Genomic DNA, 24521 nt, shown 5'->3' with positions numbered 1-24521 from the left:
CAGAAAACGCCTCTATGGTACGCGCAATTTTGTGTCCGCACGCGTTGATAGCATAGAACGCGTCATGGAACACAAGTTCGTAAGAAGAGGAGAACGCCATGATGTCAGAGATTACGGGCTATCGTGAGGAAGTTCAGACCATCAAGACGGCGATATTGCGTGCGCAGTATGCTGCGGCGAAGAGCGCCAACGCTCAGCAGCTGCAGCTCTATTTCGCCGTGGGAGGCTACGTCTCCGCCAACACGCGCAATGGCACGTGGGGAACCAACGCGCTCAAAACCATCAGCGAACAATTGCGGAAGGAGCTGCCAGGACTCAGGGGCTTCTCCACAACAAGTCTCAAATATATGCGAATCTTCTTTGAAGCTTGGTCTGCTCCGGGCGATGAACAGGCGTTTCTCGATTCGTCACTCGTGAGTGACGAATCTTCAGACGGTGGCCTTCTGCAAATTCGTCACTTGCAAGTGCCGAATTCAAACACATGTTCTCTCGATGATTTTTTAGCGATTGGGTTTACCCATCATCGGTATATCCTTGCAGGTGCTAAGACCCTTGACGAGCGGCTCTTCTACATTCACAAGTGCGCATTTGAGCACTTAAGTGTGGAGGCGCTCAAACGCTCGCTGAAGGCGGACGACTTTCATCATCAAGGAGAGGTCTCCAACAACTTCCTCTCAACGCTGCCAAAGGGTCAGCAGGCGCTGCGCGCTATCGCCACGTTCAAGGACGAGTATCTGCTCGACTTTATCAATATTGAGGAACTCGGGGTGCGCGATGCGGAGGATGTCGACGAGCGCGTGTTAGAGCAAGGCATCGTGCAGAATATCAAGCAGTTCATCATGACGTTCGGTCGAGCCTTCGCGTTTGTGGGAAACCAGTACCATCTCGACGCCTTTGGCATCGATCAGTACATCGACCTCCTGTTCTTCAACCGCGACCTCAACTGTTTAGTTGCAGTCGAGCTCAAGAGCGGCCCCTTCAAGCCGGCCTATCTCGGCCAGCTCTCTGGCTATCTACGCATCCTGGACGACTTTGAGCGTCGCGAGCACGAGAATCCCTCCATAGGCCTTGTGCTTTGCAAAGACATGGACAAGGGATTTGTTGACTATGTGATCCAAGACTTCACAAAACCCATGGGTGTGGCCACCTATAAGACGTCGAAGGATATGCCACGAGAGTTGCTCGATGCTCTGCCGCCCATCGATGACTTACGGATGTTGCTGGAGAGGTCTGATGGGTAGCGGTAGGAATTGTTCGGTGTTAGAAGCTTATTTCGCTTATGGCCTTGAGCTTTGCCGATGAGCATGGGGTGGGGAACGTATCAAGGCAGAGTTTGTCATGCAATGAGTATGACAAACTCTGCCTGGAGGAGAGGATACTTCCATGGCAATTGTCCACCGCAATGCTCTCAAGCATGGTTTGTCTGAGAGGGAGGTTCTAGATAATGACTGAGTACAAACTAGCTGATGGATCGGTCCTGACAGACGAAGATATCGAGCGCGAGAGCGTAGAGTTTGAGCAAGAGACTTGGACGGGTCGTCTTGAGCGCATCCATGTCAGGCCTGGCGTTGTTGCTGATGAGCCGCTTGTTGCAGTTACCGTGCGCTTTCCGGCATCCATGGTGGTGGCAATCGACCGAAAGACGGGGGATCGATCCGATTTTATTCGGCGGGCCGTTTTCCCTGCGCTGTAGTAACGTTGCGTCTCCTAAATCGACCTTGGTTTCGTCGAGGAGGTAGATCTTGAGGATGAGGTGTCCTGCTTCGGTGAACCCGTTCTCGAAGACGGGCAGCACGCGCGACACGGACTACCGCGACCTCCTGACCTTCCGCGACGGGGAGTAGCGGCTTGGCGGTGTGCGGCGCCGGCACGTGACGGTGGCGGGCATGAGGCTTGGCCTTCGCGACGGCATGTTCTTTAGAGTTTGCGGTGCATGATGGCACGGCCGTTTTCAAATCGTGAAACATTGCCCGGGAATGAGTAACAGGCTTTGGTTCGTACATCCGTTATAACGGGAGTTGCAAGAAGTGACATCCGTGACGAGAGGTTGAACTCATGACTCAGCACCGGTTTCCCGAAGGTTTCCTCTGGGGTGCTTCCACCAGCGCTTTTCAGGTTGAGGGTGGGTATGATGAAGGAGGCAAAGGTCCGGCAACCACCGATCGCGGCCCGGGGCGTCCCGGCATCGCCGATAACAAGATCGCCTCGGACCACTATCATCACCGGCGTGAGGATGTCGACCTCATGGCCGAGCTCGGCATCAAGGTCTACCGGATGGGTTTCGCTTGGAGCCGCATCATGCCCGATGCCTCGGGGGATCCCAATCCTGAGGGCTTGGCGTTTTATGACCAGCTGATTGACTACCTGCTGGAGCGAGGGATCGAGCCCTTGGTCACCCTGTATCACTTCGAATGTCCGAGTGCGTTGGTCGAGGCCTTCGGCGGCTGGAAGAGCCGTAAGATGATCGACTTCTATGTGCGCTATGCCGAAATCTGCTTCACGCACTTCAAGGGGCGCGTCAAGCGCTGGGTTACCGTGAATGAACAGCTAATTGCGACCTCCGCGCCCAGCAACACGGGTGACACCGAAACCGATCCGCGCCAACGGCAGAAGAACGCCTACCAGATGAGCTATCATGTCGCTCTTGCCGAGCATCGCGCCATCGCGTGCCTGCGACAGATCGACCCCGATGCGCAGATCGGCCCCGTTGTCGCCATGCAGGTGGTCAACCCGCGGACGAGCGCTTCGGCGGATGTGCTTGCGGCCATGAACGCCGAGGAGATGATGCAGAACTACCTGCTCGACCTGAGTGTGCGCGGCGACATCTCGCCTTATGCGCGCTATTACCTGGAGCGCGAAGGTTTCTACCCTGTTGTTGAGTGCGGGGACCACGACATCCTGGTCGCGACGAGGCCCGATTTTCTTGGGGTGAACTACTATTTCAGCAATTGTGCGCATGAGCGCACGGAGCCCATCCGCTTCGACCGGTTCCCTCCGTGGTCGGGCGGGGATTTCGAACTCTGCGATAACCCTGCGATCGCGCCGACCGAGTGGATGTCGAACGGCATCGACCCCCTTGGGCTTCGCGTGGGCATGCGCAAGCTCTACGATCGCTACCAGCTTCCGATGATCGTCACGGAGAACGGCATGGCGCTTTCCGAGTCACTTGACGAGGAGAACAGGGTGCATGATGCCGTGCGCATCGAATACCTTTCACGACATTTGGGCGAGGTCGAGGAGCTCATTCGCGAAGGCTATCCCGTCTTCGGCTACTGCGTTTGGAGCCTCATGGATCTATGCTCAAGTCATCAGGGGTTCACTAAGCGCTACGGCCTTCTGTATGTCGATCGCACGGAAACCGATGCGAAGCAATGCGCTCGTTTCAGGAAGGACAGCTTCTTCTGGTATCAGGACGTGATTAGAGAAAACGGCTTGCCCTGCTGAGCGTCGGTGGTCCGACGAGATTACTCGCCAGTACCGGAATCGGCTCCATAACGCCTCAGGTATTCCATGACTATCAAGTCGATGGCGGCAAGCGCACCGAACTTGCCCGTGTCGATGTTGTTGGTCACTCCGCAGCTCAGTATGCAGGAGGCATGGTTCCAGTAGGCGCTTGAGGTGTTTTGTGTGATGACGAGAAGACGACAGCCGGAGGCGGCGAGTGCGTTGACGATTTCTGGATAACGAATGGGGTATGTTCCCCCTATGCTGCAAATGATGGCGAGGCTGGATTTGGTGAGCGATTGCGCGCAGGCGAGCTGCGATGAATAATCGAGGTAAAGCTCGATGAGGCGGTTCATGATGGTGAGCCTGCTTTGGAAGTAGCGGCCCACGTCCCAGAGGAAGTGGTGGGAGAAGAACGCGACATGCCCGCTGTCGTGCAAATCATCGACAATGGCGGGCAGTTTCGCGATGTTTGCCGCCGAGACGGTCGTTTCGATATTGAGCAGGATCGCCTCCCGGTAGGATGCCAGAGCGCCTTCCGTGTCGTTTGACAGCTGTTCTACAAAGGCATGTGGAAACAACCCGGTTTTGAGGACGTCATGTTCAAGCTGGTTGCGCAGGTCCTTGAAATCAGCGAAACCCATAAACCGGCAGAATCGCGACACTGAAGCCTTCGAGACGAAGCACATGTCGGCGATTTCTCCAATCGAGAGCTCGCTCAGCTTGCTGTAGTTTTTCACCAGCGTGGTCGCTATCTCGTAGTTGGTGTCGTGCTGCATTGCGGTGTCGATGTAGTCAAGCAACCGTTCGGCAACCGATCCCATCGAGATGGATTTTTCCATGATGGCTGTCCCCTTTATGCTCAGTGGCCCGAATAAGAGGGCCTCATTTGACCAAACTATAGCTCAAACATGCCGGTATTCCTGCGGAGTTTCACGTTATGAAACTCGCGTAGCCATCTCGCAACCTTGTGGCACAGCATGTAACCGATTTTGGATATAGCCGGCGTCATACTTAATGCAAGAAGAGACGACGAAGCTTGCCGCCCCGCCGGAACACGGCATCGGCTCTACACAGGGCATCGCTTCGTTGCTTTGCCGCTCGACGAGATATCGGTTGAGGAGGATCGGATGAAGCGGTTATTGCTGCGCGCCGACGATTTAGGTTACAGCGACGGTGTTAATTGCGGGATAGCGGCCGCGGTCCAAGCGGGGCTCATTCGCTCGGTGGGCGTCATGACCAACATGCCGCTTGCAGAAAGCGGTTTGGCGCGCCTGCAAATCAAGGATCTCTGCTTGGGTCAGCACACCAATATCTGCACGGGTAGGCCCCTCAGCGATTCCTCGCTCATCTCGAGCATCGTTGACGATGATGGCAATTTCAAGCGGAGCTCAGCATATCGCGCCGCCGCGCGGGCTGGGGAGGACTTCGTGGTGCTTGACGAGGTCATTATCGAAATCGAGGCGCAGTATCGGCGATTCCTTGAGCTCGTCGGGCGTGAGCCCGATTACTTCGAGGGACATGCGGTCGCAAGCCCCATGTTCTTCCGCGGCCTTGAGATCGTTGCCGAGCGTCACGGCCTGCCCTATTTCGCGATGGGTGCTCCGGGCGAGCCAGTCACCTTTCGCTCGACGCCGGTGCTTTCCTATGTTCCCAAGGATTTCTCGTCATATGAAGCGGATCCCTTTGCGGCGCTTCGAGAGGCGCTTGAAACGACACCGGAAGGGATATGCCGTCTCATGGTGTTTCACCCAGGTTATATCGACGCGTACTTGCGAGATAACTCGACCATGCTCGAGGCCCGCATCCGGGAAGCCGCGATGCTTGTCGACCCTGATGTCGCCGCATGGCTTGCAGAGCAGGACGTGGGGCTCGTGACGTACGCGGACCTGACGTAAGCGTCCGCTGGGGCAATCTCGCCAATTCACGCTGAATGGCGTACTGCCTGAAGCACGTCGTTGTGATTTTGAAGAGAGGTGGATGCGCTATCTAGAGGGGAAGATGCCGCACACGGGCATCGATAGGGTTCACTGCAAAGATTGGAGCTGAAACATGGCGGTATTCGACAAGATCCAAAACATAATGGATAAGACAATCGCACCTGTGGCAAGCAAGGTTGCTGACAGCAAGATGCTCGACGCCCTCATGGGCGGCATGATGTGCACGCTGCCCATGACCCTTGGCGTCTCGGTTATCGCGATTCTCATCAACTTCCCCATTCCGGGGTTCTCCGATTGGGTGGTTTCGAGCGGTCTCATGGCGACCGGCAACTCCATCCTCACCGTTACCATGAACATGATGGGTATATACATCTCCTTCTTCATCGGTTTGAGGTGGGGTAAGGTATGCGGCCTTAGCGGTTATACCGGTGGCATCGTGAGCGGCGCGGTGTTTTTGGCATTCATGCCGCAGCAATCGTTCGAGGATATTCCCATGGCGAGTTTCATCAACACGTCGTACATGGGATCGAACGGCATCTTCGTCGCCATTCTGCTTGGCCTGATCGTGCCGAAGGTGACAGCCATTTTGATGAGCAAGCTTGAAATCAAGCTCCCCGATATGGTTCCGCCCATGGTTGCAGACTCGCTGTCGCCGATGTTTGCCGCCATCGTGCTATTCACTGCGGTGTGGTTCGCCAAGTGGGGTCTTTCTTTCACCCCGTGGGGCAACCTGTTCGATATGATCAACACCTTGATCGGCACGCCGGTCACGATGGTTGGTGCCTCTCCTTTGGCCTATATCATCGTGTGCTCGCTGCAGTCGATCTTCTGGTTCTTCGGTGTCCACCCCAACGTGATGCTCAACTTCTACGCTCCGGTAATCATGGCTTGCAGCGCTGCTAACACCGAGGCCATCATCGCGGGCGAGGCACTGCCCTATGGCGCTTGGGCCGTCGTCGCGCTCGGCACCGCCATCGGTGGCCAGGCTAACGCCCTGGGCATCAGCATCTCGCTGCTCTTCACCAAGTCCGAGCGCTTCAAGGCGATTCGCGGCATCGCGCTTGTTCCGTCGCTTTTCAATATCTCCGAGCCGCTCATGTTCGGTCTGCCGGTCGTGCTGAATCCCACGTACTTCATCCCGTTCGTGCTGAACATCCCGGTCTGCGCCATCGTGGTCCAGGCGCTTTACGCCCTCGGTCTTGGGGCTGCGTTCAATCCCACGATTCAGCTTCCCTGGGTGCTTCCCCAGCCGGTCATCGCATTCATGCAGGGCGGCATCGGGTGCCTGGTGATCTCGGTTGCGGTTTTGGCGGTGTCGGTGCTCATGTATACCCCCTTCACCCTTATGGCTGATCGCCAGGCGTTGCGAGAGGAGCAGGCCGCTCTCGAGGAATCGGCCGCATAGGGATTTTCATATTCACACCATCATTTTCCATGAGGTTGGGAGCGTAGGATGAAACATATCGTACTTATGTGCGCCGCGGGCGCTTCGACGAGCATGCTGGTACAGCGCATGCAACAGGCGGCTGAAAAAGACGGTTTCGTGTGCACCATCGAGGCGCACCCTGTCAACCAAGCGGCGGAATATGCGGATAGCGACGTTATCCTGCTGGGACCGCAGGTTCGCTTTGAACTCAACAAGGTGAAGAATCAAGTGAACTGTCCGGTGGAGCCGATTGATATGACAGCGTATGGGACAATGAACGGCGAGGCCGTGCTCAAACAGGCTCGAAAGTTGCTGGGGGCATAGCCATGTCAGAGATCAAACAAGAAGCGATCGATCAGTTTGAAATGACGTGCTTCTCTATCGTCGCTCAGGTGGGGAGCGCGCGCAGCTGCTACCTCGAAGCGATAGCCTGTGCCGAGAATGGTGATTTTGAGGCCGCCCGGAAACTTATCGACGAGGGCAACGTGGTGTTCAACGCAGGCCACGACGCTCACATGAAACTGCTTCAGCAAGAGGCCAGCGGCGAGGAGCTGCCGTTTCGCATCATCTTGCTGCATGCGGAGGATCAGCTCATGAGCGCTGAGGGCTTCCGTATCCTTGCCGAGCGCTTCATCACGGTCTATCAACGCATGGGTGCAAGCGCCTAACTGATTATCTGACGGGAAGCCGGGACTGCCATGCAGCCCGTCTTCCCGTTTCATGAAGATGTTTTCACGATCGAGGAGGTACCCAATGGCATTTCCGGAAGGTTTCCTGTGGGGTGGCGCCACCGCCGCCAACCAGTATGAGGGCGGCTGGGAAGAGGGCGGCAAAGGACCGAACACCTCGGACGCCATGACCAGCGGTAGCCATACGGTGTCACGGCAGATAACGTGGCGTAATACCGCGACAGGGGAAACCGGCGCGCTTCCCGTGTATGCGGTTTGCGAGGAGGGACTTCCTGAAGGGCTGGAGGTGGCGGTGGTTGATGGCTACTACTATCCCAGCCACACGGCCACCGACTTCTACCACCACTACGCCGAGGACATCGCCCTCATGGGCGAGATGGGCTTCAAGTGCTTCCGCCTGTCCATGAACTGGGCGCGCATCTTCCCCACGGGCGAGGAGGCTGAGCCCAACACCGAGGGTCTAGCGTTCTACGACGCCGTGTTTGACGAGTGCGCTAAGTACGGCATCGAACCGCTCGTGACGCTCTCGCACTACGAGACCCCGCTCGCGCTCGTGAACAAGTACGGCGGTTGGAAGAGCCGCGAGCTCATCGACCTGTTCGTGCGCTACGCCACCTGCGTCATGAAGCACTATCAGGGCAAGGTGAAGTACTGGCTCACCTTCAACGAGATCAACATGATGAGCATGGGGAGCTTCATGGCGGGCGGGCTTACGGATGGGAGCCCCCATGCGAAGGCCCAGGCGGCGCACAACCAGTTCGTGGCGTCTGCCCTTACGGTTCGGTCGGCGCACCAAATCTCCCCTAAGATCATGGTGGGTCAGATGCTCGCGTACAACCCCATCTACTCCTATTCCGCCGACCCCGCCGATCATCTGCTCGCCATGGAACGCGAGCGTGACGCGCTGTGGTATGCCGACGTGCAGGTGGGCGGCCACTATCCCGCCTATCGCTTGAGGGAGATGGAGCGCGCGGGCATCAAGCTGGAAATGGGCGAGAACGACCTCGAGCTTCTCGCAACCTATCCGGCAGATTTCCTGTCGTTCTCGTGCTACGGAGGCTCGACGGTATCGTTGCGCCAGAAGGAGCTCGAGGTCGCGTCCGGCAATCTCGCTTTCGGCATGGTGAAAAACCCCTACCTCGAGACCAACGCCTGGGGCTGGGCGACCGATCCGTACTGCCTGCGCATCGCCTTGAACGAGCTCTACGACCGCTATCACAAGCCGCTTTGGATCGTGGAGAACGGTATCGGCTGGAGCGACGAGGTGAAGGCCGACGGCTCCATCCATGACGGCTACCGCATCGACTACCTGCGCAAGAACATCCAGAGCATGGAGGATGCCGTGGAACTCGACGGCGTGGACCTCATGGGCTACACCATGTGGGGCTGCATCGACCTGGTCAGCGCCGGCACGGGCGAGATGCGCAAGCGCTACGGCTTCGTCTACGTCGACCGCGACGACGAGGGCAAGGGCACGCTCGCGCGCAGCCGCAAGGACAGCTTCTATTGGTACAAGAAGGTCATCGAGAGCAACGGCGAGGACCTGGACTAACCCTATGGGACAGGGGATAAGATTATGGACTGCTATTTCGGTATAGATGCGGGCGGCACTCAGGTGAAATGGGCGGTGGTGAACGCCGACTACCACATTGAGGAGCACGGAAGTATCCCAACATGCACCTCGCCCGCCGACCAGGTTATCGAAACGTTCCGCTCGGTGATCGAGCCCCATCGCGCCCGGGTGAGGGGTGTGGGAATAAGTATGCCCGGAGTCTTTTCCGAAGGCGATTCCGATGGCGTGGTTGGGGGAGGCGGCGCCCTTCACTGTTTGGACGGATATCCGCTCGGTCGCATCTTGCGCGAGAGCACGGGGCTTCCCGTAACCATCGAGAACGATGCGATGTGCGCGGCACTGGGAGAATATGCCGTCGGCGCGCTGAAGGGGGTCTCCCTGGGGTTGATGGTGGTGATCGGTACGGGTCTCGGCGGTGCCATCGTTGTTGACGGTCACATCTTGCGAGGCGCGCACAATCTCGCCGGCACCGTGTGCTTTGTGAGCAACGATGTGCGCAAGCCCGTGACCTTTGGGTCGGTGTACGGTGATGTCACCAGCTGGCGGGCGCTCCGAGACCAGGTGTGTGCGGCGAAGGGGATTGATCCGACCGATGATATTGACGGATATCGGATTTTCTCTTGGATTGAAGAGGGGGATGAGGACGCTCGTCGCGGTCTGGATGCATACGCGCTGGTCTTCGACAACATGCTGATGGGGTTGCAGTCGGTCATCGACCCTGAGGTCATCGTGGTCGGCGGCGGAATCAGCGCCCGTCCCGAGCTGTTTGAGGCATTTGAGCGCATGATGGATCAGGCTCACGTTCTTCCCATCATACCGAGGCCCTGCATCAAGCCAGCACAGAACGGCAACGATGCCAATTTGCTTGGCGCTGTGCGCACGCTGCGCCGCTCGCTTGGCGAGTGCGATTGATTGGCGGCTGGTGGCCCGACTCGCGGCCTCCTGTCCTAAAAAAAGAGTATGGGCTCCTTCGTTCATTCGAACGAAGGAGCCCACGTTTTGTATGGGGCCTCCTGGCGAATTTTGATTCGCCAGGAGGCCTTTTGCCGGGGGGTGAAACATACCCTTGGACAGTTGGTTCAGATACGTATTTTTTAGAGGGTGTGTAAAGGCCGACCCGAGTCCGATTGGGCTGAATTTGACTTTCCGAACCGGTGGAGACGCTCAAATAAGGGCGATAAAGGTCATTATGGGGCTCAAAGTGACTTCAAACCACTTTATTAGCGCCAAGAGGCACGGCCAAAAAATACGTATCTGAACTAACTGTCCACTACCCTCCGCAAACCTTTCATTCCAACCTAAATTAGCCAACGTACGTCATAGCAATTCCCGGTAGGTCCCCGGGTGCCCCGCGGCGGGCCGGGTTTATTATCGGAGCGACTTTGCGAAGCAAGGGGAGCGAAGATAAAACCCGGCCCGCCGCGGGGCACCCGGGGACCGCAGGGACGGGAGCAGCTATACTACTCTCAGTAGTTAAGGGTCGCGGATTCGCTGCGTCACCGCTCTCAACAGGAGGTCTTTGTTTATGGCAGATCAGAAGCCGGTTGTCGGGATCATCATGGGCTCCAAGTCCGATCTGGGCGTTATGGAAGGCTGTACCGCCGAGCTCGAGGCGCTCGGTGTGCCCTATGAGCTCGTCATTGCGAGCGCGCACCGCACACCGGCGAAGGTCCACGAGTGGGCTTCGACTGCTGCCGACCGCGGCATCGAGGTGATTATTGCTGCTGCCGGCAAGGCTGCTCACCTGGGCGGTGTCGTGGCTGCGTTTACGCCGCTGCCGGTCATCGGCGTGCCTATGAAGACGAGTGACCTGGGCGGCATGGATTCGCTGCTGTCGATGGTGCAGATGCCTTCGGGCGTGCCCGTGGCCTGTGTGGCCATCAACGGTGCCAAGAACGCCGCCATCTACGCCACGCAGATTCTGGGCGCATGCGACCCCGAGTACCGCAAGGTTATCGAGAAGATGAAGCAGGAGATGGCCGACGCCTAGGCGTTCCGCCGTTTCACCGCAGTATAAGGAGAGCCATGTCCGACTATCAGGGAAAACGATTCAAGGTTTCTCAGATTCCCGATCCGTCGAAGCCGGGTGCTGCCCGTGCGGCACAGCAGGGTCGGACATCCTCTCCTCAGCAGCCGCGCGCGCCGCGTCCCGTAACGCCGACATCCCATCGTCGTCAGGATACGCCGGCTGCGTATCGTCCTTCGTCTTATAGCACCGCTAAGAAGCCGCCCCTGTCTTCATCGCATGCCACGCCGTCGGATTACACCGAGCCGCCGCGCAAGAAACGCCGGTCCGTCATTCCCATTCTGCTCATCATTATCGGTATCGGTCTGATCGTTGCCGCTGCCGCCATCTTTATCGATGCGCAGATTGGCTACAAACAGGCGAGCGAGTCGTATCAAAAGATCGAACGGCAGTATAGCGATAAGGACGCTAGCGGCGTGCCGATTATCGATTTCAATGCTCTTGCCCAGACAAATCCCGAGGTCGTCGGTTGGATTTACGTACCGGGCACCAACATTAACTATCCCGTAGTGCAGGCTACTGATAATTCCAAGTACCTCAACACGTTGTTCGATGGCACGTCCAACGCATCGGGTGCCATCTTCTTGGATTACGAGGACACTGCGCCCGGCATGGTGGATCAGCAGACTACGATCTATGGTCACCACATGAACGACGGATCGATGTTCAATGTGATCTCGGACACGACCGATCAGGCGACGTTCGACAGCATAGAGTGCGTGTATTACATCACGCGCGATGCGACGTATAAGCTGCGTCCGCTGGCGACCAAGGTCGTTGAGGATACGTACTCCAAGGCGCGCGCGGCCAATTTTGAGGGCGATGACGGGCTCAAGAACTACCTGTCCGAGATGCTCGACGGTGCCTCTGCCGTGGCGAGCGATGCCACCGATCGCGCCGCCTCGGCAACCAAGGTCTTGACGCTCGTGACCTGTCGTTCGTTATCGCTGAGCAACACGCGTGCCGTCATGGTGCTCACGCCGGTCGAGGAGTAGATTATCCAGGGGTAGCTAAAAGAGCCCCGTCCCAAATTAGCTACTCGCTGACGGTAAGGGAGAAATGATGCTTGAAAGTGGCAAAACGATGCCTTCGGTTGATGCTTGGCTGCGTGAGGCTAAGGCCGATGCTTCGGCGGCTGGCTGCGGCATGTACCTGACACACAACGGTGTGGTGCGTGCGACGCCCAAGGCCGAGGTGCGCGGAGTCGAGACCGATGGCGTGGCGTCTGGGCATAAGGTGAGCGGCATGGTGTTCGGCTTCGATGCTCAGAAGGTGCAGGCTGCTATCGAGGCCACGCGCGCGATGCCGGGTATCGGCTATGTGCGCGTGTGGCTGGCAAGCGGCGAGCTTACCGTGGGCGACGACATCATGCTCGTGCTCATTGGCGGAGACGTTCGTCCGCACATGGTCGATGCCCTGCAGTCGCTTGTCGGCACCATCAAAAATGAGTGTGTGAGTGAGGTCGAGCGCGAGGCGTAGAGGCTTACGTCGATAGAAGGCTCGTTTATAAAAATGCCCGCCGGTACGTGTGATACCGGCGGGCATTTTGCGTTTTGGGCGAGGTGGGCGCTACACGCGCGTCGCATCCTTGGGGCTCATAGTCATGCTCTGGAAGCGGTTCTCCATGTATTCGTTATCGAAGTACGTGCCGTAGAACTGCGCGACGGGAATATCCGGCTCAGTGCCGTTGACGCGCTGGTACCAGTAATCGAGCGACTGCAGCGTCATGACGCCGTCGACCAGCATGATGATGGTAAAGATGACGGTAGCGGAGTAGCGGCTCTTCCACGGAATCATGTTGATGAGATTGAGCAGCCTCGGCAGCAGCAGCTTGATCCAGATGAGGCCACCCAGGCCCCACAGGCAGGCAAAGCCCGTGCAGGTGCGTCCGCCGGTAAGGACGGCGAGTGGGTCGGGCATGCCAAAGAGCTTCATGTGCGAGTAGTTCCACGAGACCACACCGAACGAGGTCTGCATAAACCAGCCCACGAACACCTCAAAGCTTGCGCCAAGTAGGGCACTCACCAAAAAGATAATGATGGGGTTCTTTTTGTAGAAGCGGTTGAGCACCATGGTCATGAGTACGGCGCCAAATCCGTAGATGGGGCTGAAGGGACCAAACAGCATGCCGGCGCGGTTCTGGTAGACGCCCGGGTCGTCGACCGTCATATGCCAGATGTCCTCCAGGATCAGGCCGAGTACGCAGCAGACAAAGAATACCCAGAACAGGTTGAAGTAGTTGAGCTTGATGTAGCCTTCGCCGGTCTCATCGCGGCCGAGCATGCCCTCGGCGGCGGCGTCGCGATCGAGCATCTCCTGCAGGCGGCGCTGCAGTTCGCGCTCCTGACGAAGCGTGGGGTCGACGGTGGCCGAAAGCGCGACGAGGATGCCGAGCTGGATGGCGGGGCGCAGCAAGAACGGCCCGATACCCTGGAGCATCACGTCGACCAAAAGCTCAACGACGGTAAATGCGATAAGGATATAGGACAGGCGCGCGGCGTTGCGGCGCTGGTTTTTGATAAGGTCCAGGCCAAAGATGATCAGGATGACGGCACTTGCCGCAGAGAGCATGATGCCGGCGACGATAAGGCCGACCGCGACGAGCGTGTTGTCGCCGAGCTTGGCGGCGGTGTTGCCGGTGATGAGCGCGGTGATGACCTGCCACATAAAGGCGGCGACCGACGGGAGCGTGCCCACGCCGGACAGAATGCACAGGGCGGCGTACACCTTAATGATCAGGGGGATCTTCTTGACCTCTGTGGCGCTGGGGACGCTGGGGTCGAGTTCATTTCGATCCATACATAACCTTTCTCGCTTTGTTGCAGGTTATAAGGATACGCCGCCGACCTGCCAAAAGACAGGACAAACGACCCAATTGCAACTTTGTAATCCCCAACGGTGGACACGGCGGCCATCTGGGGGCGCGGGCGCTTGCACTGGACAGACCGATAAAATGTTTGGCTACAAAACTGATTATTAGCTCGGTGGGCTTTTAAAAAGCGCTGTTCATACGCGGGAGTGCTTGTCCTGCCGTGCGTATAATAAGGTGGGTAACGCCAAAATACGAGGCTCTGAGGGGATGCCATGTCTCAAGAAACCATCCGCGCGGCCGAGCGTGCCGCGGGACAGGTGAACACCATGTCGACGTATGATCCGGACTCCGACCAGCTGCATGAGGAATGTGGCATTTTCGGCGTATGGGCGCCCGATCGCGACGTGGCTCGACTGACGTACTTTGGCCTGCGTGCGCTGCAGCACCGTGGCCAGGAATCGGCGGGAATCGCCGTGGGTGACGGCGGCACGGTTATGGTCCGCAAGGATCTGGGCCTGCTCGACCGCGTGTTCTCCAACGCCGACCTGTCGACGCTCTCCGGCCAGCTGGCCGTGGGCCACGTGCGCTATGGCACCGCCGGTGCCAAGAGCTGGGAAGCCTCTCAGCCGCATCTTTCTACCATCAACAGCGTCATTATCGCGCTTGCTCACAACGGCACGCTGGTCAACACCGACGAGCTGCGCCGCCAGCTGATCGAGCTGGGCGTGCCGTTCCTCTCCAATTCGGATTCCGAGGTCGCGACCAAGCTCATCGGCTACTTTACTCAGCGTACAGGCCATCTGCGCGAGGGCATTCGTAAGACCATGGAACTCGTGCGCGGCGGCTACGCCATGACGCTCATCAATGAGCAGGCGCTCTATGCCTTCCGCGACCCGCACGGCATTCGCCCGCTGGTGCTGGGCAAGCTCGTGGACGAGGGCCTGGACCAAGCCGATGCCGCATCCGTTTCGCAGCTGCCGTCGCAAGACGACGCCGCGACGGTCGACGCCACCACCCATGTCACGCGCGCTGGCGGCTGGGTCGTTGCCTCGGAGACCTGTGCGCTCGACATCGTGGGTGCCGAGTACGTCCGTGATGTCCGCCCCGGTGAGATTTTGCGCATCAGCGCCGAGGGCCTGGTATCCGAGCAGGGCGTACCTGCAGCCGAAGAGTCTGCCAACTGCATCTTTGAGCAGGTCTACTTCGCCCGCCCCGACTCCATCATGAACGGCAAGAGCGTCTACGCCTGCCGCTACGACATGGGTCGCCAGCTGGCACACGAGGAGCCCGTCGAGGCTGATCTGGTCATCGGCGTGCCCGACTCCGGCCTGCCGCCCGCGGAGGGGTATTCGCACGAGAGCGGCATTCCCTTTGGCGAGGGCCTCATCAAGAATCGCTATGTGGGCCGTACGTTTATCGAGCCCACGCAGGAGCTGCGCGCCATGGGCGTGCGCATGAAGCTCAACCCGCTGCGCGACAACATCGAGGGCAAGCGCCTGGTCGTCATCGACGACTCCATCGTGCGCGGCACAACCATGGTGCAGCTCGTCAAGATGCTGCGTAACGCCGGCGCCAAGGAGATTCACATTCGCATCAACTCGCCCGAGGTCATTTGGCCGTGCTTCTACGGTATCGATACCGACGTGCAGTCGCAGCTCATCAGTGCCAACAAGACGGTCGATGAGATCTGCGAGTACATCGGCGCCGATTCGCTGGCCTTCCTTTCGGTCGAGGGCCTGCTGAAGGTCATGCCCAAGGGCGGCTATTGCGATGCATGCTTTACCGGTCGCTATCCCGTGGCGATTCCCGAGAGCTTTGGCCGCGACAAATTTATGGAGGGCTTTAAGCCCCGCAACCTGGACAAGCCGCTGCACTTTGACGACGACGCCGTGGTCGAGAAATACGACGACCGCAGCTGGGAAGAGGAACACGGCGAGGCCTAAAGCCTGCCAAAAAGGGACAGGTTTATTTTGGTAGGTTTTACCTGCTGTTTTGTTGATATGACGGCGCGTGCTGTTATGGCGCGCGCCGAAATGAACGCAACTATGAGCACCGTTTGGCGCCTGCGCGGCGCCACGGTAATGGGAGAGGAAGGCTCAGATGAGCGACAGCAAGCATGTGACGTATGAGGATGCCGGCGTCGATACCGCCGAGGGCGGCCGCGCCGTCGACGCGATTAAGCAGATGGTCAAGGACACCAATCGCCCCGAGGTTATCGGCGGCATCGGCGGCTTCGGTGGCCTGTTCTCGGCTGCCGCGCTTAAGGATATGGAAGACCCGATCCTGATTAGCGGCACCGACGGCGTGGGCACCAAGCTCGTGCTCGCCCAGATCATGGACCGTCACGAGACGGTGGGCCAGGACCTGGTCGCTATGTGCGTCAACGACATTCTGGCTTCGGGCGCCGAGCCGCTGTTCTTCCTGGACTACGTTGCCATCGGTCACATCGAGGCCGAGCACATGGCAAAGATCATCAAGGGCGTGGCCGATGGCTGTAAGCTCGCGGGCTGCGCGCTCGTGGGCGGCGAGATGGCCGAGCACCCGGGCGTCATGGCCCCCGCCGATTACGACCTCGCCGGCTTTACCGTGGGCGTCGTCGACCGTCCCAAGATGCTCAACCCCGCAAACGTCCGCCCGGGCGATGTGATCCTGGGCCTGCCTTCCACCGGCGTGCACTCCAACGGCTACTCGCTCGTGCGCAAGGTCATCGGCGTCGACGGCATTAAGCCGGGCACGCCCGAGGCCGCCGCTAAGGCCGAGGAGCTGAGCCGTCCGCTCGAGGAGCTCGGCGGCGCATCGCTCGCTGACGCCCTGCTCGCTCCCACGCGCATCTACGTCAAACCGATTCTTGAGCTGCTGCGCGGCGGCGCCAACGTGCACGCCATCGCCCACATCACTGGCGGCGGTATTACCGAGAACCTCAACCGCGCGCTCGCCGACGACGTCGACGCCGTGGTCACCCGCAACGGCGCTGAGATGGGTTGGGACGTTCCGCCCGTCATCACCTACGTGTCGCGCCAGGCTGAGCTCGCGCCCAACGAGGCGTGCAAGACCTTCAACATGGGCGTTGGCCTGTGCCTGATCGTCGCCCCCGAGGACGAGGCCGCGGTTACCGAGGCCCTGGTCGCGCTGGGCGAGAAGCCGTTCCGCGTAGGCGAGTGCGTCGAGGGTTCCGGTAAGGTCGTGTACTCCGATGAGCGCTAACGAGCAGATGGCTGCCGCCGAGGGCCTGGACTTTGTGCCCTATGCCCGTCCGACCGGCACCGATACGGCCGAGCCGCTCAAGATCGGTGTGCTCATCAGCGGCTCTGGCACCAATCTGCAGGCGCTGATCGACCTGATCGCCGCTGGCAAGCTCAATGCTTCGATTGAGCTGGTGGTCTCGAGCCGTCCTTCGGCCAAGGGCCTGCAGCGTGCCGAGCGTGCGGGCATTCAGACGCTGACGCTTTCCAAGGATGTCTATGCCGACCCTATTGCCGCCGACGAGATCATTGCGCACGAGCTGCTCGAGCGCGGCTGCGAATATGTGGTCATGGCTGGCTACATGCGCATGGTCCGCACGCCCCTGCTGGCGGCGTTCCCCAACCGCGTGGTAAATCTGCATCCGGCGCTGCTGCCGAGCTTTACCGGCGCGCATGCGATCGACGATGCCTTTGCGCGCGGCGTCAAGGTGACCGGTGTGACCGTGCACTTTGCCAACGAGATCTACGACAACGGTCCCATCATCGCCCAGCGTGCGCTGGCTGTCGAGGAAGGCTGGGACGTCGACACGCTCGAGGAGCACATCCATGCCATTGAGCACGTCCTGTATCCCGAGGTGGTCCAGATGCTTGCCGACGGCCGCGTCCACGTGCTGGAGAGCGGCAAGGTCGCAATTGACGCGCCTCGCGGCTAGCGGCGCACAGTACAATTTATCCGAGTAGTCAGGGTGGTCATTGGCGCCAAGGCGCGCGTGGCCACCTTTTGTTTTAGGTAGTCACCTGCGACGTTCTTGAATGGCTAGTCGTTTAAGAACGTCGCAGGTGACTAGGTGAGAGAGGTGAGCGCATGGCGGATAACGAAGCGCTGTTTACGCCTGAGCTGGTGTTTTTTGATTGGGAGTGCGCGACGCCGGATGAGGTGTTTGCGCGGCTCGAGGACGAGCTTGCGCCTCGCGGCTACACTGCGCCCGGTTGGCTCGATGCCGTCCGCATGCGCGAGGATGCCTATCCCACGGGTCTTGCCATGCCGGCGGCAAATATCGCCATTCCACATACCGATCCGGGGTTTGTAGCCAAGCCCTATATCGCGGTGGTAAAGCCCGCCGCGCCCGTGACATTTAACGCTATGGCTGGCATGGGCGCTCCGGTGCCGGCGCAGATCGTCATCAATCTGGGCATCGCCGAGCCGGGCGGCCAGGTCGAGGCCCTGCAGGCGCTCATGAACATCTTTATGGACGCGAATGTCGCGGCCGATGTGCTCGGCCAGACCACACCTCAAGGCATGGTCGACGCCATCCGCCGCCACTTTTAAAGCCGGCACTTGGGGACAGTCCCTAACTGCCGGCAGAAAAGGAACGTCCCCAAGTGCCAGGGTTGCCCCCTTTGTCGCGGGGGCCGCGTTGTGACACAATGGCGTTTGTTCGATTCGTGATGCGAAAGGCCAAACATGGCAAATAAGAAAAAGAACTCCGAGGCCGCGCCGACGCCCGAGCAGCAGGCTCGCGCTGCCTCCAGCTCTCGTAAGAAGCAGCGCAAGACGTACGTGTCTAAGACCGTCAAGATCGTTCTGGTGGTCATCGGCGTGCTGGCGATGCTGCTTTCCGTCTCGGCCATGGCGTGCTCCGGCCTTATGTCGCAGGCAGAGGATACCTCGGGCTACAAGCTTACCGGCGGTGTGGCTGCCACTATCAACGGCACCAACCTCACCGAGGACACCGTGACCAAGCAGATCATGAGCATGCGCACGTCCTACGGCTACACCAAGGACAAGGACTGGGCGCAGTATCTGGTCGACAACGACCTCACGCCCAAGAAGTACCGCAAGCAACTCATCGACTCCTACACGCAGCAGATTCTGCTTCAACAGGCACAGAAGGAGAACGGCGTGACGGTGTCGGACGAGGAGGTCGAGAAGGCTTGGAAGGACGCGTGCAAGAGCGCGGGCGGTGCCAAGGCCTTTAAGAAGACCCTTAAGACCTACGGCTACACCGAGGACACCTATAAGAGCTCGCTCAAGGAGAGCCTGGCGCAGCAAAAGCTCAAAGATGCCGTGGCGCCCACCAGCAAGCCCAAGGACAGCGAGATCGTCGATTACATCAACGAGAATCTGTCGAACTACAACGATGCCCACCGCTCGTCGAACATCCTGATCAAGGTCGATTCCGACGCATCCGACGAGGACAAGGCTGCCGCCAAGGCTAAGGCGCAGGAGTGCCTGGACAAGATCAATTCCGGCGAGCTGAGCTTTGAAGACGCCGTGAAGCAGTATTCCGACGACACCGGCTCCAAGGAGAAGAAGGGTGACGTGGGCTGGGACAAGCTCACCAGCTTCGTCGACAGCTACCAGGCGGCACTCGAGGGGCTCAACAAGGGCGATGTGAGCGACGTGGTCGAGTCGACGTACGGCTATCACATCATCAAGTGCACCGACTACTTCCATGTCGATAATCAGGTCGATGACATCAACCAGGTGCCCAAGGCCATCAAAAAGTACGTCTCCAACGTGGTGAAGACGCAGGCAGAGAGCACTGCGTATAGCGAGTGGCTGGAGCAGTACAAGAAGGATGCCGACATTACCGTTAACCCCATGCCCAAGGACGTGCCGTACAACGTCAGCCTGAAGGGCGTCACCAAGAGTTCGACCGACGATTCGTCGACAACTGAGTAATCATGGGGCGGTGCTCGCGCGAGTGCCGCCCACGCTATTAGAGAGGATTTGCAGATGACCAATGAAGAGCTGCAGAAGGAAATGATCGCGGCCATGAAGGCCAAGGACAAGGTTCGCCTGTCCATCATTCGCCAGGTTAAGGCTGAGGTGAAGAACATCGAGGTCAATGAGCGCCGCGACGTGACCGAGGAAGACGTCAACAGCATGATCAAACGTCTGATCAAGCAGACAAGCGAGACGCTGGAGATGTCCATCAAGGCCGGCACCGACCAAGAGCGTACCGACAACCTGACCGAGCAGGTCAAGATTCTGGAGAGCCTGCTGCCCGCGCAGGTTTCGGGCGAGGAACTCGAGGCCCTGATCGAGCAGGTCATTGCCGAGCTGGGCGCCACGTCCAAGAAGCAGATGGGCCAGGTCATGGGTGCACTCGGCAAGGCCACCGGCGGCAACTTCGACAAGCCGGCTGCGGCCAAGATCGTCGGAGCCAAATTGGCGTAATTTGTTACGCGGTTTTACCAAACCGCGTAACGGCTCGACACTGCAAACCCGCACACACGGCAATCCGACGTTCAATTTCAAGGGCGCGACCATAAGGTCTGCGCCCTTTCATTTCACGTCACCTTGCTCGCGTGTACGGGTTTTCGCTGACTTATGCTCAACAAGGGCGGTTGTATTATTTTCGGGTCTTGAGGGGCGTGGCCGTCATGGTCGCGCCCCTTTTTGGTAGGGCACCCATTGGGGACAGACTTAAATGAGTACCCAATGAGCAGGTACTCATTTAAGTCTGTCCCCAATGGGTGCCAACGAGTGGGTGGAAGATTGCGGGTTCTTTACGGGGGTGCAGTGTGGGCTGCGGAAACGCGATTCTTTCCGTACAATGATGCAATTCGTGTAAACGCAGGGAAGGGGCATTCATGGCAGACATGATCGAGATCAAGCATCTCAACAAGTACTTTGGCGACCTGCATGTGCTCAAAGATATCAACCTCACCGTCAAGCGCGGCGAGAAGCTCGTAATGATCGGGCCTTCCGGTTCGGGCAAGTCGACGCTCATCCGTTGCGTCGACTATCTGGAGGAGCCCACATCGGGCGAGGTCATCATCGACGGTACGCCGCTCACCAAGAAGAATCACCTGGAGATGGCTCGCAAGTACAGCTCCATGGTGTTTCAGCAGTTCAACCTGTATCCCAACATGACGGTGCTCGGCAACCTGACGCTCGCGCCCATCAAGCTGCAAAAGAAGAGCAAGGAGGAGGCGACCGAGATCGCCATCGCCGCGCTCAAGCGCGTCGGCATGGCGCATAAGGCCGGCGAGTATCCGCAGAACCTCTCGGGCGGTCAGCAGCAGCGCATCGCCATCGCCCGTGCCCTGTGCACCAAGCAGCCCATCATCCTGTTTGACGAGCCGACCTCGGCGCTCGACCCCGAGATGGTGCAGGAGGTGCTCGACGTTATGATTGAGCTCGCGCAGGAGGACATCACCATGATCTGCGTGACGCATGAGATGGGCTTTGCGCGCCAGGTGGCCGACCGCGTCATCTTTATGGAGGACGGCCGCATCCTGGAGGAGGGCACGCCCGAGCACTTCTTCGATAACCCCGAGAACCCGCGCTGCCGCGAGTTCCTGTCCAAGATTCTGCATTAGGCGCGGTGATGGACATGATGCCTATGACGAGGGCGGCCGTGTCGCGCCGTCACTTTTTGCAGCTGGCGGGCGCCGGTATGCTTGCGCTGACGGGGGCCGCGCTTACCGGTTGCGGCAACTCCACCAGCGGCGAGGGCTCCGACAAGGGGTCCAAGCTTGCGGCCATCAAGTCGCGTGGCCATCTGAATGCCGGCGTTAAGAAGGACGTTCCCGGCTACGGCTATTACGACACCGCCAAGGGTCGCTTTGAGGGCATGGAAGTCGATTTGTGCTACCAGATTGCCGCCGCCGTCTTTGGCGTGAGCTACAAGGAGGCCCGCGCCCAGGAGCTGGTCGAGTTTACCGATGTAACGCCCAAGACGCGCGGCCCGCTGATCGACAACGGCCAACTCGATGTGGTCGCGGCGACCTACACCATCACCGACGAGCGCAAGAAGAGCTGGGATTTCTCGACGCCGTATCGCACCGACTACGTGGGACTCATGGTCAAGAAGCGTTCGGGCTTTACCTCGATTGAGGACCTGGACGGCAAGGTCATCGGCGTGAGCCAGGGTGCCACCACACAGGGCCTGATCGAGCAGATGATCAAGGATAACGGCTTTAGCTGCGAGCCCGAATTTAGGGCCTTTAGCGGCTATCCCATCATCAAGAGTTCGCTCGACGCCGGCAATATCGACGTCTTTGCCATGGACCGCTCCACGCTGGCCGGCTATATGAATGAGACCGTCGAGCTGCTGCAGCCCGAGGTCAAGTTTGGCGAGCAGGGCTACGGCGTGGCGACCAAGAAGGACTGCGACCTTTCGGCCGTGGTCGATCGGGTGGTCTGCGATCGCCTGGCCGACGGCTGGCTCGATCAAGAGGTCAAGACCTGGGGTCTTGTGTAGGCGCATCGTCCAAGGAAGGAATCAAATGCTCGAAGGATTGTTTGACGCCGACCGCTGGTCGACGACATTTCAAAACATGGGGCCCTTCTGGGAGGGCTTTGGCGTGACGCTGCAGGTGGTTATTGCCGGTCTGCTGCTGTCGCTCGTGCTGGGCACGCTGTTGGGCGTGTTCTCGACCACCCGTTCGCGCGTGCTGCGTGCCATCAGCCGCGTGTACGTGGAGTTTTACCAGAACACTCCGCTGCCCGTACAGGTGCTCTTTATGTACATGGCCGGCCCGCAGTTTTTGCAGGCCATAACCGGCGCTGACCAGCCGGTGCGTATTGCGCCGTTTGTGCTGGGCTTTTTGGGCGTGGGTCTGTATCACGCGGCCTATATCTCGGAGGTCATTCGCACCGGCATCGAGGCCGTCCCGCGCGGTCAGATGGAGGCTGCCCAGAGCCAGGGCTTCACCCGCGCGCAGGCTTACTGGTACATCGTGCTGCCCCAGACGTTCAAGATCATCCTGCCGCCGCTGTGTAATCAGGCGCTCAACTTGGTCAAGAACACGTCGGTGCTGGCGCTCGTAGCCGGCGGCGACCTTATGTACCGTTCCGACAACTTTGTGAGTCTGTACGGTTACCTGCAGGGATACATCGTCTGCTGCCTTATGTACTTCATCATCTGCTTTCCGCTCGCCATGCTGGTGCAGTGGCTCGAGCGCCGCTCCAAGGAGCGTCCGCGCGGCGTGAGCCTGGCCGAGCTGGGGCTCGACAACGTAGAGGAGGCCTAGCGCATGGAAATCTTCAACGCGACCAACCTGCTCTACATTTGGGGCGGCTTTGTTAAGACCATCGAGATCTCGGTGCTGTCGATCTTTTTCTCGCTCATCTTTGGCACGGTGCTGGCGCTCATCAAGAGCTATGCGCCCCGTCCGTTCCGTATTTTGGTGAGCGCCTACATTGAGCTGTTCCGCTGCACGCCGAACCTGCTATGGATTCTGTTTATCTACTTTACGGTGCAGGGTTTGGACATTGTGATCTCGACCATAGCCTTTACGCTGTTTACCAGCGCTGTTATGGCCGAGATTGTGCGCGGCGGCCTCAACTCGATTCCGCGCGGCCAGTTTGAGGCAGCGCAGAGCCAGGGCTTTGGCTTTTTTGCCACCATGCGCTACATCATTCTGCCGCAGACGTTTAAGACGATCATTCCGGCGCTGTTCAGCCAGTGCACGACCGTCATCAAGGACAGCTCGTATCTTTCGGGCATTAACGTGGCCGAGCTCATGTACACGGCAAACGTCGTGATGGCCCATGCGATCGACCTGTCGCAGGTGCTTATGCTCTACGGCCTGGTGTTTGCGATGTACTTTGTGCTCAACTTTGGTATCTCGTTGCTGGTGAGGGCATATCAGAGGCGAATGGTGGCCGCATAGTCCTGCTTCCCCAAGCACGGCACCTTGCCCCTCAATCGTCGCTTGCGTACATTTAGTACGCGGCGCTCCTCTTTCGGGGCAATCTGCCGCACTTGGGAAACCAGGACCGGCGTAAGTGACAAAATGGGAAACAGAGACTGCCTTTTTCTCATTTGTTAGAAAGGAATCGCGATGAGCGATCTGGAGAATAAGAAGAATCCTGTGGTCATTACCATCGCGCGCGATTTTGGTGCCGAGGGTCACGAGATTGGCCGCATACTTGCCGATGAGTTGGGGATTCCGCTGTACGATAACGAGCTGCTGGTGCGCGCGTCACTGCGTGCGGGCGAGTCGCTCGACAAGATGGCCGCCTATGATGAGCGTCTGGCCGTGGAGAACATGGCGTTTCTGCCCGACCGCTACGATGCGCGTTCGTACTCGGATAAGTTGTTCCAGAAGATGAGCCAGGTGATTTTGGACCTGGGCGAGACCGAGAGCTGCATTATCGAAGGCCGTCTGTCCGATTACCTGCTGCGTAACAATCCCAACCACATTGCCGTGTTGGTGACCGCACCCTTTGAGGACCGCGTCGAGATCGTGCGCAAGAAGCGTGGCCTTAATAAAAAGAAGGGCGCCAAGCTGGTCAAGCAGCAGCAGAAGGCGCGCGAGGCGTTCTATAAGCGCTATAGCGCCGGAAAGTGGAAGATGACGAGCGGTAAAGACATCGTCGTCAATCGCGCCAAGCTGGGTCGCGAGGGCTGCAAAGACGTCATCGCGGCGGCCTACCGCTACAAAGTGGCCCAGCTCGAAGGCTAGCCGA

Annotated in this window: 25 protein-coding genes; 22 read left to right on the top strand and 3 right to left on the bottom strand. The window is 58.9% G+C overall.

The features are described 5' to 3' along the window. The first annotated feature begins 98 nt into the window (after nucleotides 1-98). Nucleotides 99-1241, top strand: coding sequence for a YhcG family protein (locus tag DXC90_RS03510; protein WP_117734791.1), 1143 nt, complete (start codon nucleotides 99-101; stop codon nucleotides 1239-1241). Nucleotides 1242-1459: 218 nt separating this feature from the next. Here DXC90_RS03510 and DXC90_RS09510 read toward each other — a convergent pair whose 3' ends face one another. After that, the gene (locus tag DXC90_RS09510; RefSeq protein ID WP_157758013.1) at nucleotides 1460-1804 is read right to left on the bottom strand and encodes a hypothetical protein; all 345 of its coding nucleotides are present in this window, start codon (nucleotides 1802-1804) and stop codon (nucleotides 1460-1462) included. Nucleotides 1805-2055: 251 nt separating this feature from the next. On the opposite strand from DXC90_RS09510, the gene DXC90_RS03500 reads away from it, so the two are divergent. Then, nucleotides 2056-3444, top strand: a complete 1389-nt coding sequence (locus DXC90_RS03500) for a glycoside hydrolase family 1 protein (RefSeq protein ID WP_117734790.1) — start codon at nucleotides 2056-2058, stop codon at nucleotides 3442-3444. Between the two features lie 20 nt (nucleotides 3445-3464). Here DXC90_RS03500 and DXC90_RS03495 read toward each other — a convergent pair whose 3' ends face one another. Further along, nucleotides 3465-4286, bottom strand: a complete 822-nt coding sequence (locus DXC90_RS03495; protein WP_117734789.1) for a MurR/RpiR family transcriptional regulator — start codon at nucleotides 4284-4286, stop codon at nucleotides 3465-3467. 252 nt (nucleotides 4287-4538) lie between these two features. Here DXC90_RS03495 and DXC90_RS03490 point away from each other — a divergent pair, with 252 nt between their 5' ends. The 9 genes from DXC90_RS03490 to DXC90_RS03450 all read left to right on the top strand — a co-directional run bounded on the left by DXC90_RS03490 (nucleotide 4539) and on the right by DXC90_RS03450 (nucleotide 12577). After that, nucleotides 4539-5342 (top strand): ChbG/HpnK family deacetylase, encoded by an 804-nt coding sequence (locus DXC90_RS03490; protein WP_233502133.1) that lies wholly within the window; start codon nucleotides 4539-4541, stop codon nucleotides 5340-5342. 154 nt (nucleotides 5343-5496) lie between these two features. Continuing rightward, nucleotides 5497-6789 carry a PTS sugar transporter subunit IIC gene (locus tag DXC90_RS03485; RefSeq protein WP_089572595.1) on the top strand — a complete coding sequence of 431 codons (1293 nt, stop codon included), beginning with the start codon at nucleotides 5497-5499 and terminating at the stop codon, nucleotides 6787-6789. Nucleotides 6790-6837: 48 nt separating this feature from the next. Beyond that, nucleotides 6838-7134, top strand: coding sequence for a PTS sugar transporter subunit IIB (locus DXC90_RS03480; RefSeq protein ID WP_089572594.1), 297 nt, complete (start codon nucleotides 6838-6840; stop codon nucleotides 7132-7134). Nucleotides 7135-7136: 2 nt separating this feature from the next. Beyond that, nucleotides 7137-7478: a PTS lactose/cellobiose transporter subunit IIA gene (locus tag DXC90_RS03475; RefSeq protein ID WP_117734788.1), complete on the top strand. Its 342-nt coding sequence runs from the start codon at nucleotides 7137-7139 to the stop codon at nucleotides 7476-7478. Nucleotides 7479-7563: 85 nt separating this feature from the next. After that, nucleotides 7564-9051 carry a glycoside hydrolase family 1 protein gene (locus tag DXC90_RS03470; RefSeq protein WP_089572592.1) on the top strand — a complete coding sequence of 496 codons (1488 nt, stop codon included), beginning with the start codon at nucleotides 7564-7566 and terminating at the stop codon, nucleotides 9049-9051. A gap of 24 nt (nucleotides 9052-9075) precedes the next feature. After that, nucleotides 9076-9984 carry an ROK family protein gene (locus tag DXC90_RS03465; protein ID WP_089572591.1) on the top strand — a complete coding sequence of 303 codons (909 nt, stop codon included), beginning with the start codon at nucleotides 9076-9078 and terminating at the stop codon, nucleotides 9982-9984. Between the two features lie 613 nt (nucleotides 9985-10597). After that, complete coding sequence (purE, locus tag DXC90_RS03460; protein ID WP_117734787.1) at nucleotides 10598-11062, top strand: 5-(carboxyamino)imidazole ribonucleotide mutase; 465 nt, start codon at nucleotides 10598-10600, stop codon at nucleotides 11060-11062. Nucleotides 11063-11097: 35 nt separating this feature from the next. After that, nucleotides 11098-12093 carry a class B sortase gene (locus tag DXC90_RS03455; protein ID WP_117734786.1) on the top strand — a complete coding sequence of 332 codons (996 nt, stop codon included), beginning with the start codon at nucleotides 11098-11100 and terminating at the stop codon, nucleotides 12091-12093. Between the two features lie 64 nt (nucleotides 12094-12157). After that, the gene (locus DXC90_RS03450; RefSeq protein ID WP_117734785.1) at nucleotides 12158-12577 is read left to right on the top strand and encodes a molybdenum cofactor biosynthesis protein MoaE; all 420 of its coding nucleotides are present in this window, start codon (nucleotides 12158-12160) and stop codon (nucleotides 12575-12577) included. 90 nt (nucleotides 12578-12667) lie between these two features. On the opposite strand, the gene DXC90_RS03445 is transcribed toward DXC90_RS03450, so the two are convergent. Beyond that, nucleotides 12668-13897 carry a putative ABC transporter permease gene (locus DXC90_RS03445; RefSeq protein WP_117734784.1) on the bottom strand — a complete coding sequence of 410 codons (1230 nt, stop codon included), beginning with the start codon at nucleotides 13895-13897 and terminating at the stop codon, nucleotides 12668-12670. Nucleotides 13898-14182: 285 nt separating this feature from the next. Between DXC90_RS03445 and purF the strand changes: the two genes are divergently transcribed. The 11 genes from purF to DXC90_RS03390 all read left to right on the top strand — a co-directional run bounded on the left by purF (nucleotide 14183) and on the right by DXC90_RS03390 (nucleotide 24517). Beyond that, nucleotides 14183-15853, top strand: coding sequence for an amidophosphoribosyltransferase (gene purF / locus DXC90_RS03440; protein WP_117734783.1), 1671 nt, complete (start codon nucleotides 14183-14185; stop codon nucleotides 15851-15853). Nucleotides 15854-16010: 157 nt separating this feature from the next. Continuing rightward, nucleotides 16011-17114 carry a phosphoribosylformylglycinamidine cyclo-ligase gene (gene purM, locus DXC90_RS03435; RefSeq protein ID WP_117734782.1) on the top strand — a complete coding sequence of 368 codons (1104 nt, stop codon included), beginning with the start codon at nucleotides 16011-16013 and terminating at the stop codon, nucleotides 17112-17114. Then, the gene (purN, locus tag DXC90_RS03430; RefSeq protein WP_117734781.1) at nucleotides 17104-17805 is read left to right on the top strand and encodes a phosphoribosylglycinamide formyltransferase; all 702 of its coding nucleotides are present in this window, start codon (nucleotides 17104-17106) and stop codon (nucleotides 17803-17805) included. Before purM ends, purN begins: the two co-directional genes overlap by 11 nt. Before the next feature lie 152 nt (nucleotides 17806-17957). After that, on the top strand, nucleotides 17958-18422 hold the full coding sequence (locus DXC90_RS03425; RefSeq protein ID WP_117734780.1) for a PTS sugar transporter subunit IIA: 465 nt from the start codon (nucleotides 17958-17960) through the stop codon (nucleotides 18420-18422). 135 nt (nucleotides 18423-18557) lie between these two features. Continuing rightward, nucleotides 18558-19778, top strand: a complete 1221-nt coding sequence (locus tag DXC90_RS03420) for a peptidylprolyl isomerase (protein ID WP_117734779.1) — start codon at nucleotides 18558-18560, stop codon at nucleotides 19776-19778. Nucleotides 19779-19832: 54 nt separating this feature from the next. Next, nucleotides 19833-20276: a GatB/YqeY domain-containing protein gene (locus DXC90_RS03415; RefSeq protein ID WP_006235801.1), complete on the top strand. Its 444-nt coding sequence runs from the start codon at nucleotides 19833-19835 to the stop codon at nucleotides 20274-20276. A gap of 416 nt (nucleotides 20277-20692) precedes the next feature. Then, a complete protein-coding gene (locus DXC90_RS03410) occupies nucleotides 20693-21424 on the top strand; it encodes an amino acid ABC transporter ATP-binding protein (RefSeq protein WP_055251548.1) in 732 nt (243 codons plus the stop codon). A gap of 8 nt (nucleotides 21425-21432) precedes the next feature. Further along, on the top strand, nucleotides 21433-22308 hold the full coding sequence (locus DXC90_RS03405; protein WP_117734778.1) for a transporter substrate-binding domain-containing protein: 876 nt from the start codon (nucleotides 21433-21435) through the stop codon (nucleotides 22306-22308). A gap of 25 nt (nucleotides 22309-22333) precedes the next feature. Continuing rightward, a complete protein-coding gene (locus DXC90_RS03400; RefSeq protein WP_117734777.1) occupies nucleotides 22334-23080 on the top strand; it encodes an amino acid ABC transporter permease in 747 nt (248 codons plus the stop codon). Between the two features lie 3 nt (nucleotides 23081-23083). Further along, on the top strand, nucleotides 23084-23722 hold the full coding sequence (locus DXC90_RS03395; protein WP_117734776.1) for an amino acid ABC transporter permease: 639 nt from the start codon (nucleotides 23084-23086) through the stop codon (nucleotides 23720-23722). A gap of 171 nt (nucleotides 23723-23893) precedes the next feature. Then, complete coding sequence (locus DXC90_RS03390; protein ID WP_117734775.1) at nucleotides 23894-24517, top strand: AAA family ATPase; 624 nt, start codon at nucleotides 23894-23896, stop codon at nucleotides 24515-24517. Nucleotides 24518-24521: the final 4 nt, after the last annotated feature.

This window comes from Collinsella sp. TF09-1AT (assembly GCF_003436895.1).
Lineage (GTDB): Bacteria > Actinomycetota > Coriobacteriia > Coriobacteriales > Coriobacteriaceae > Collinsella.
This window is presented reverse-complemented; position numbering and strand designations above follow the sequence as displayed.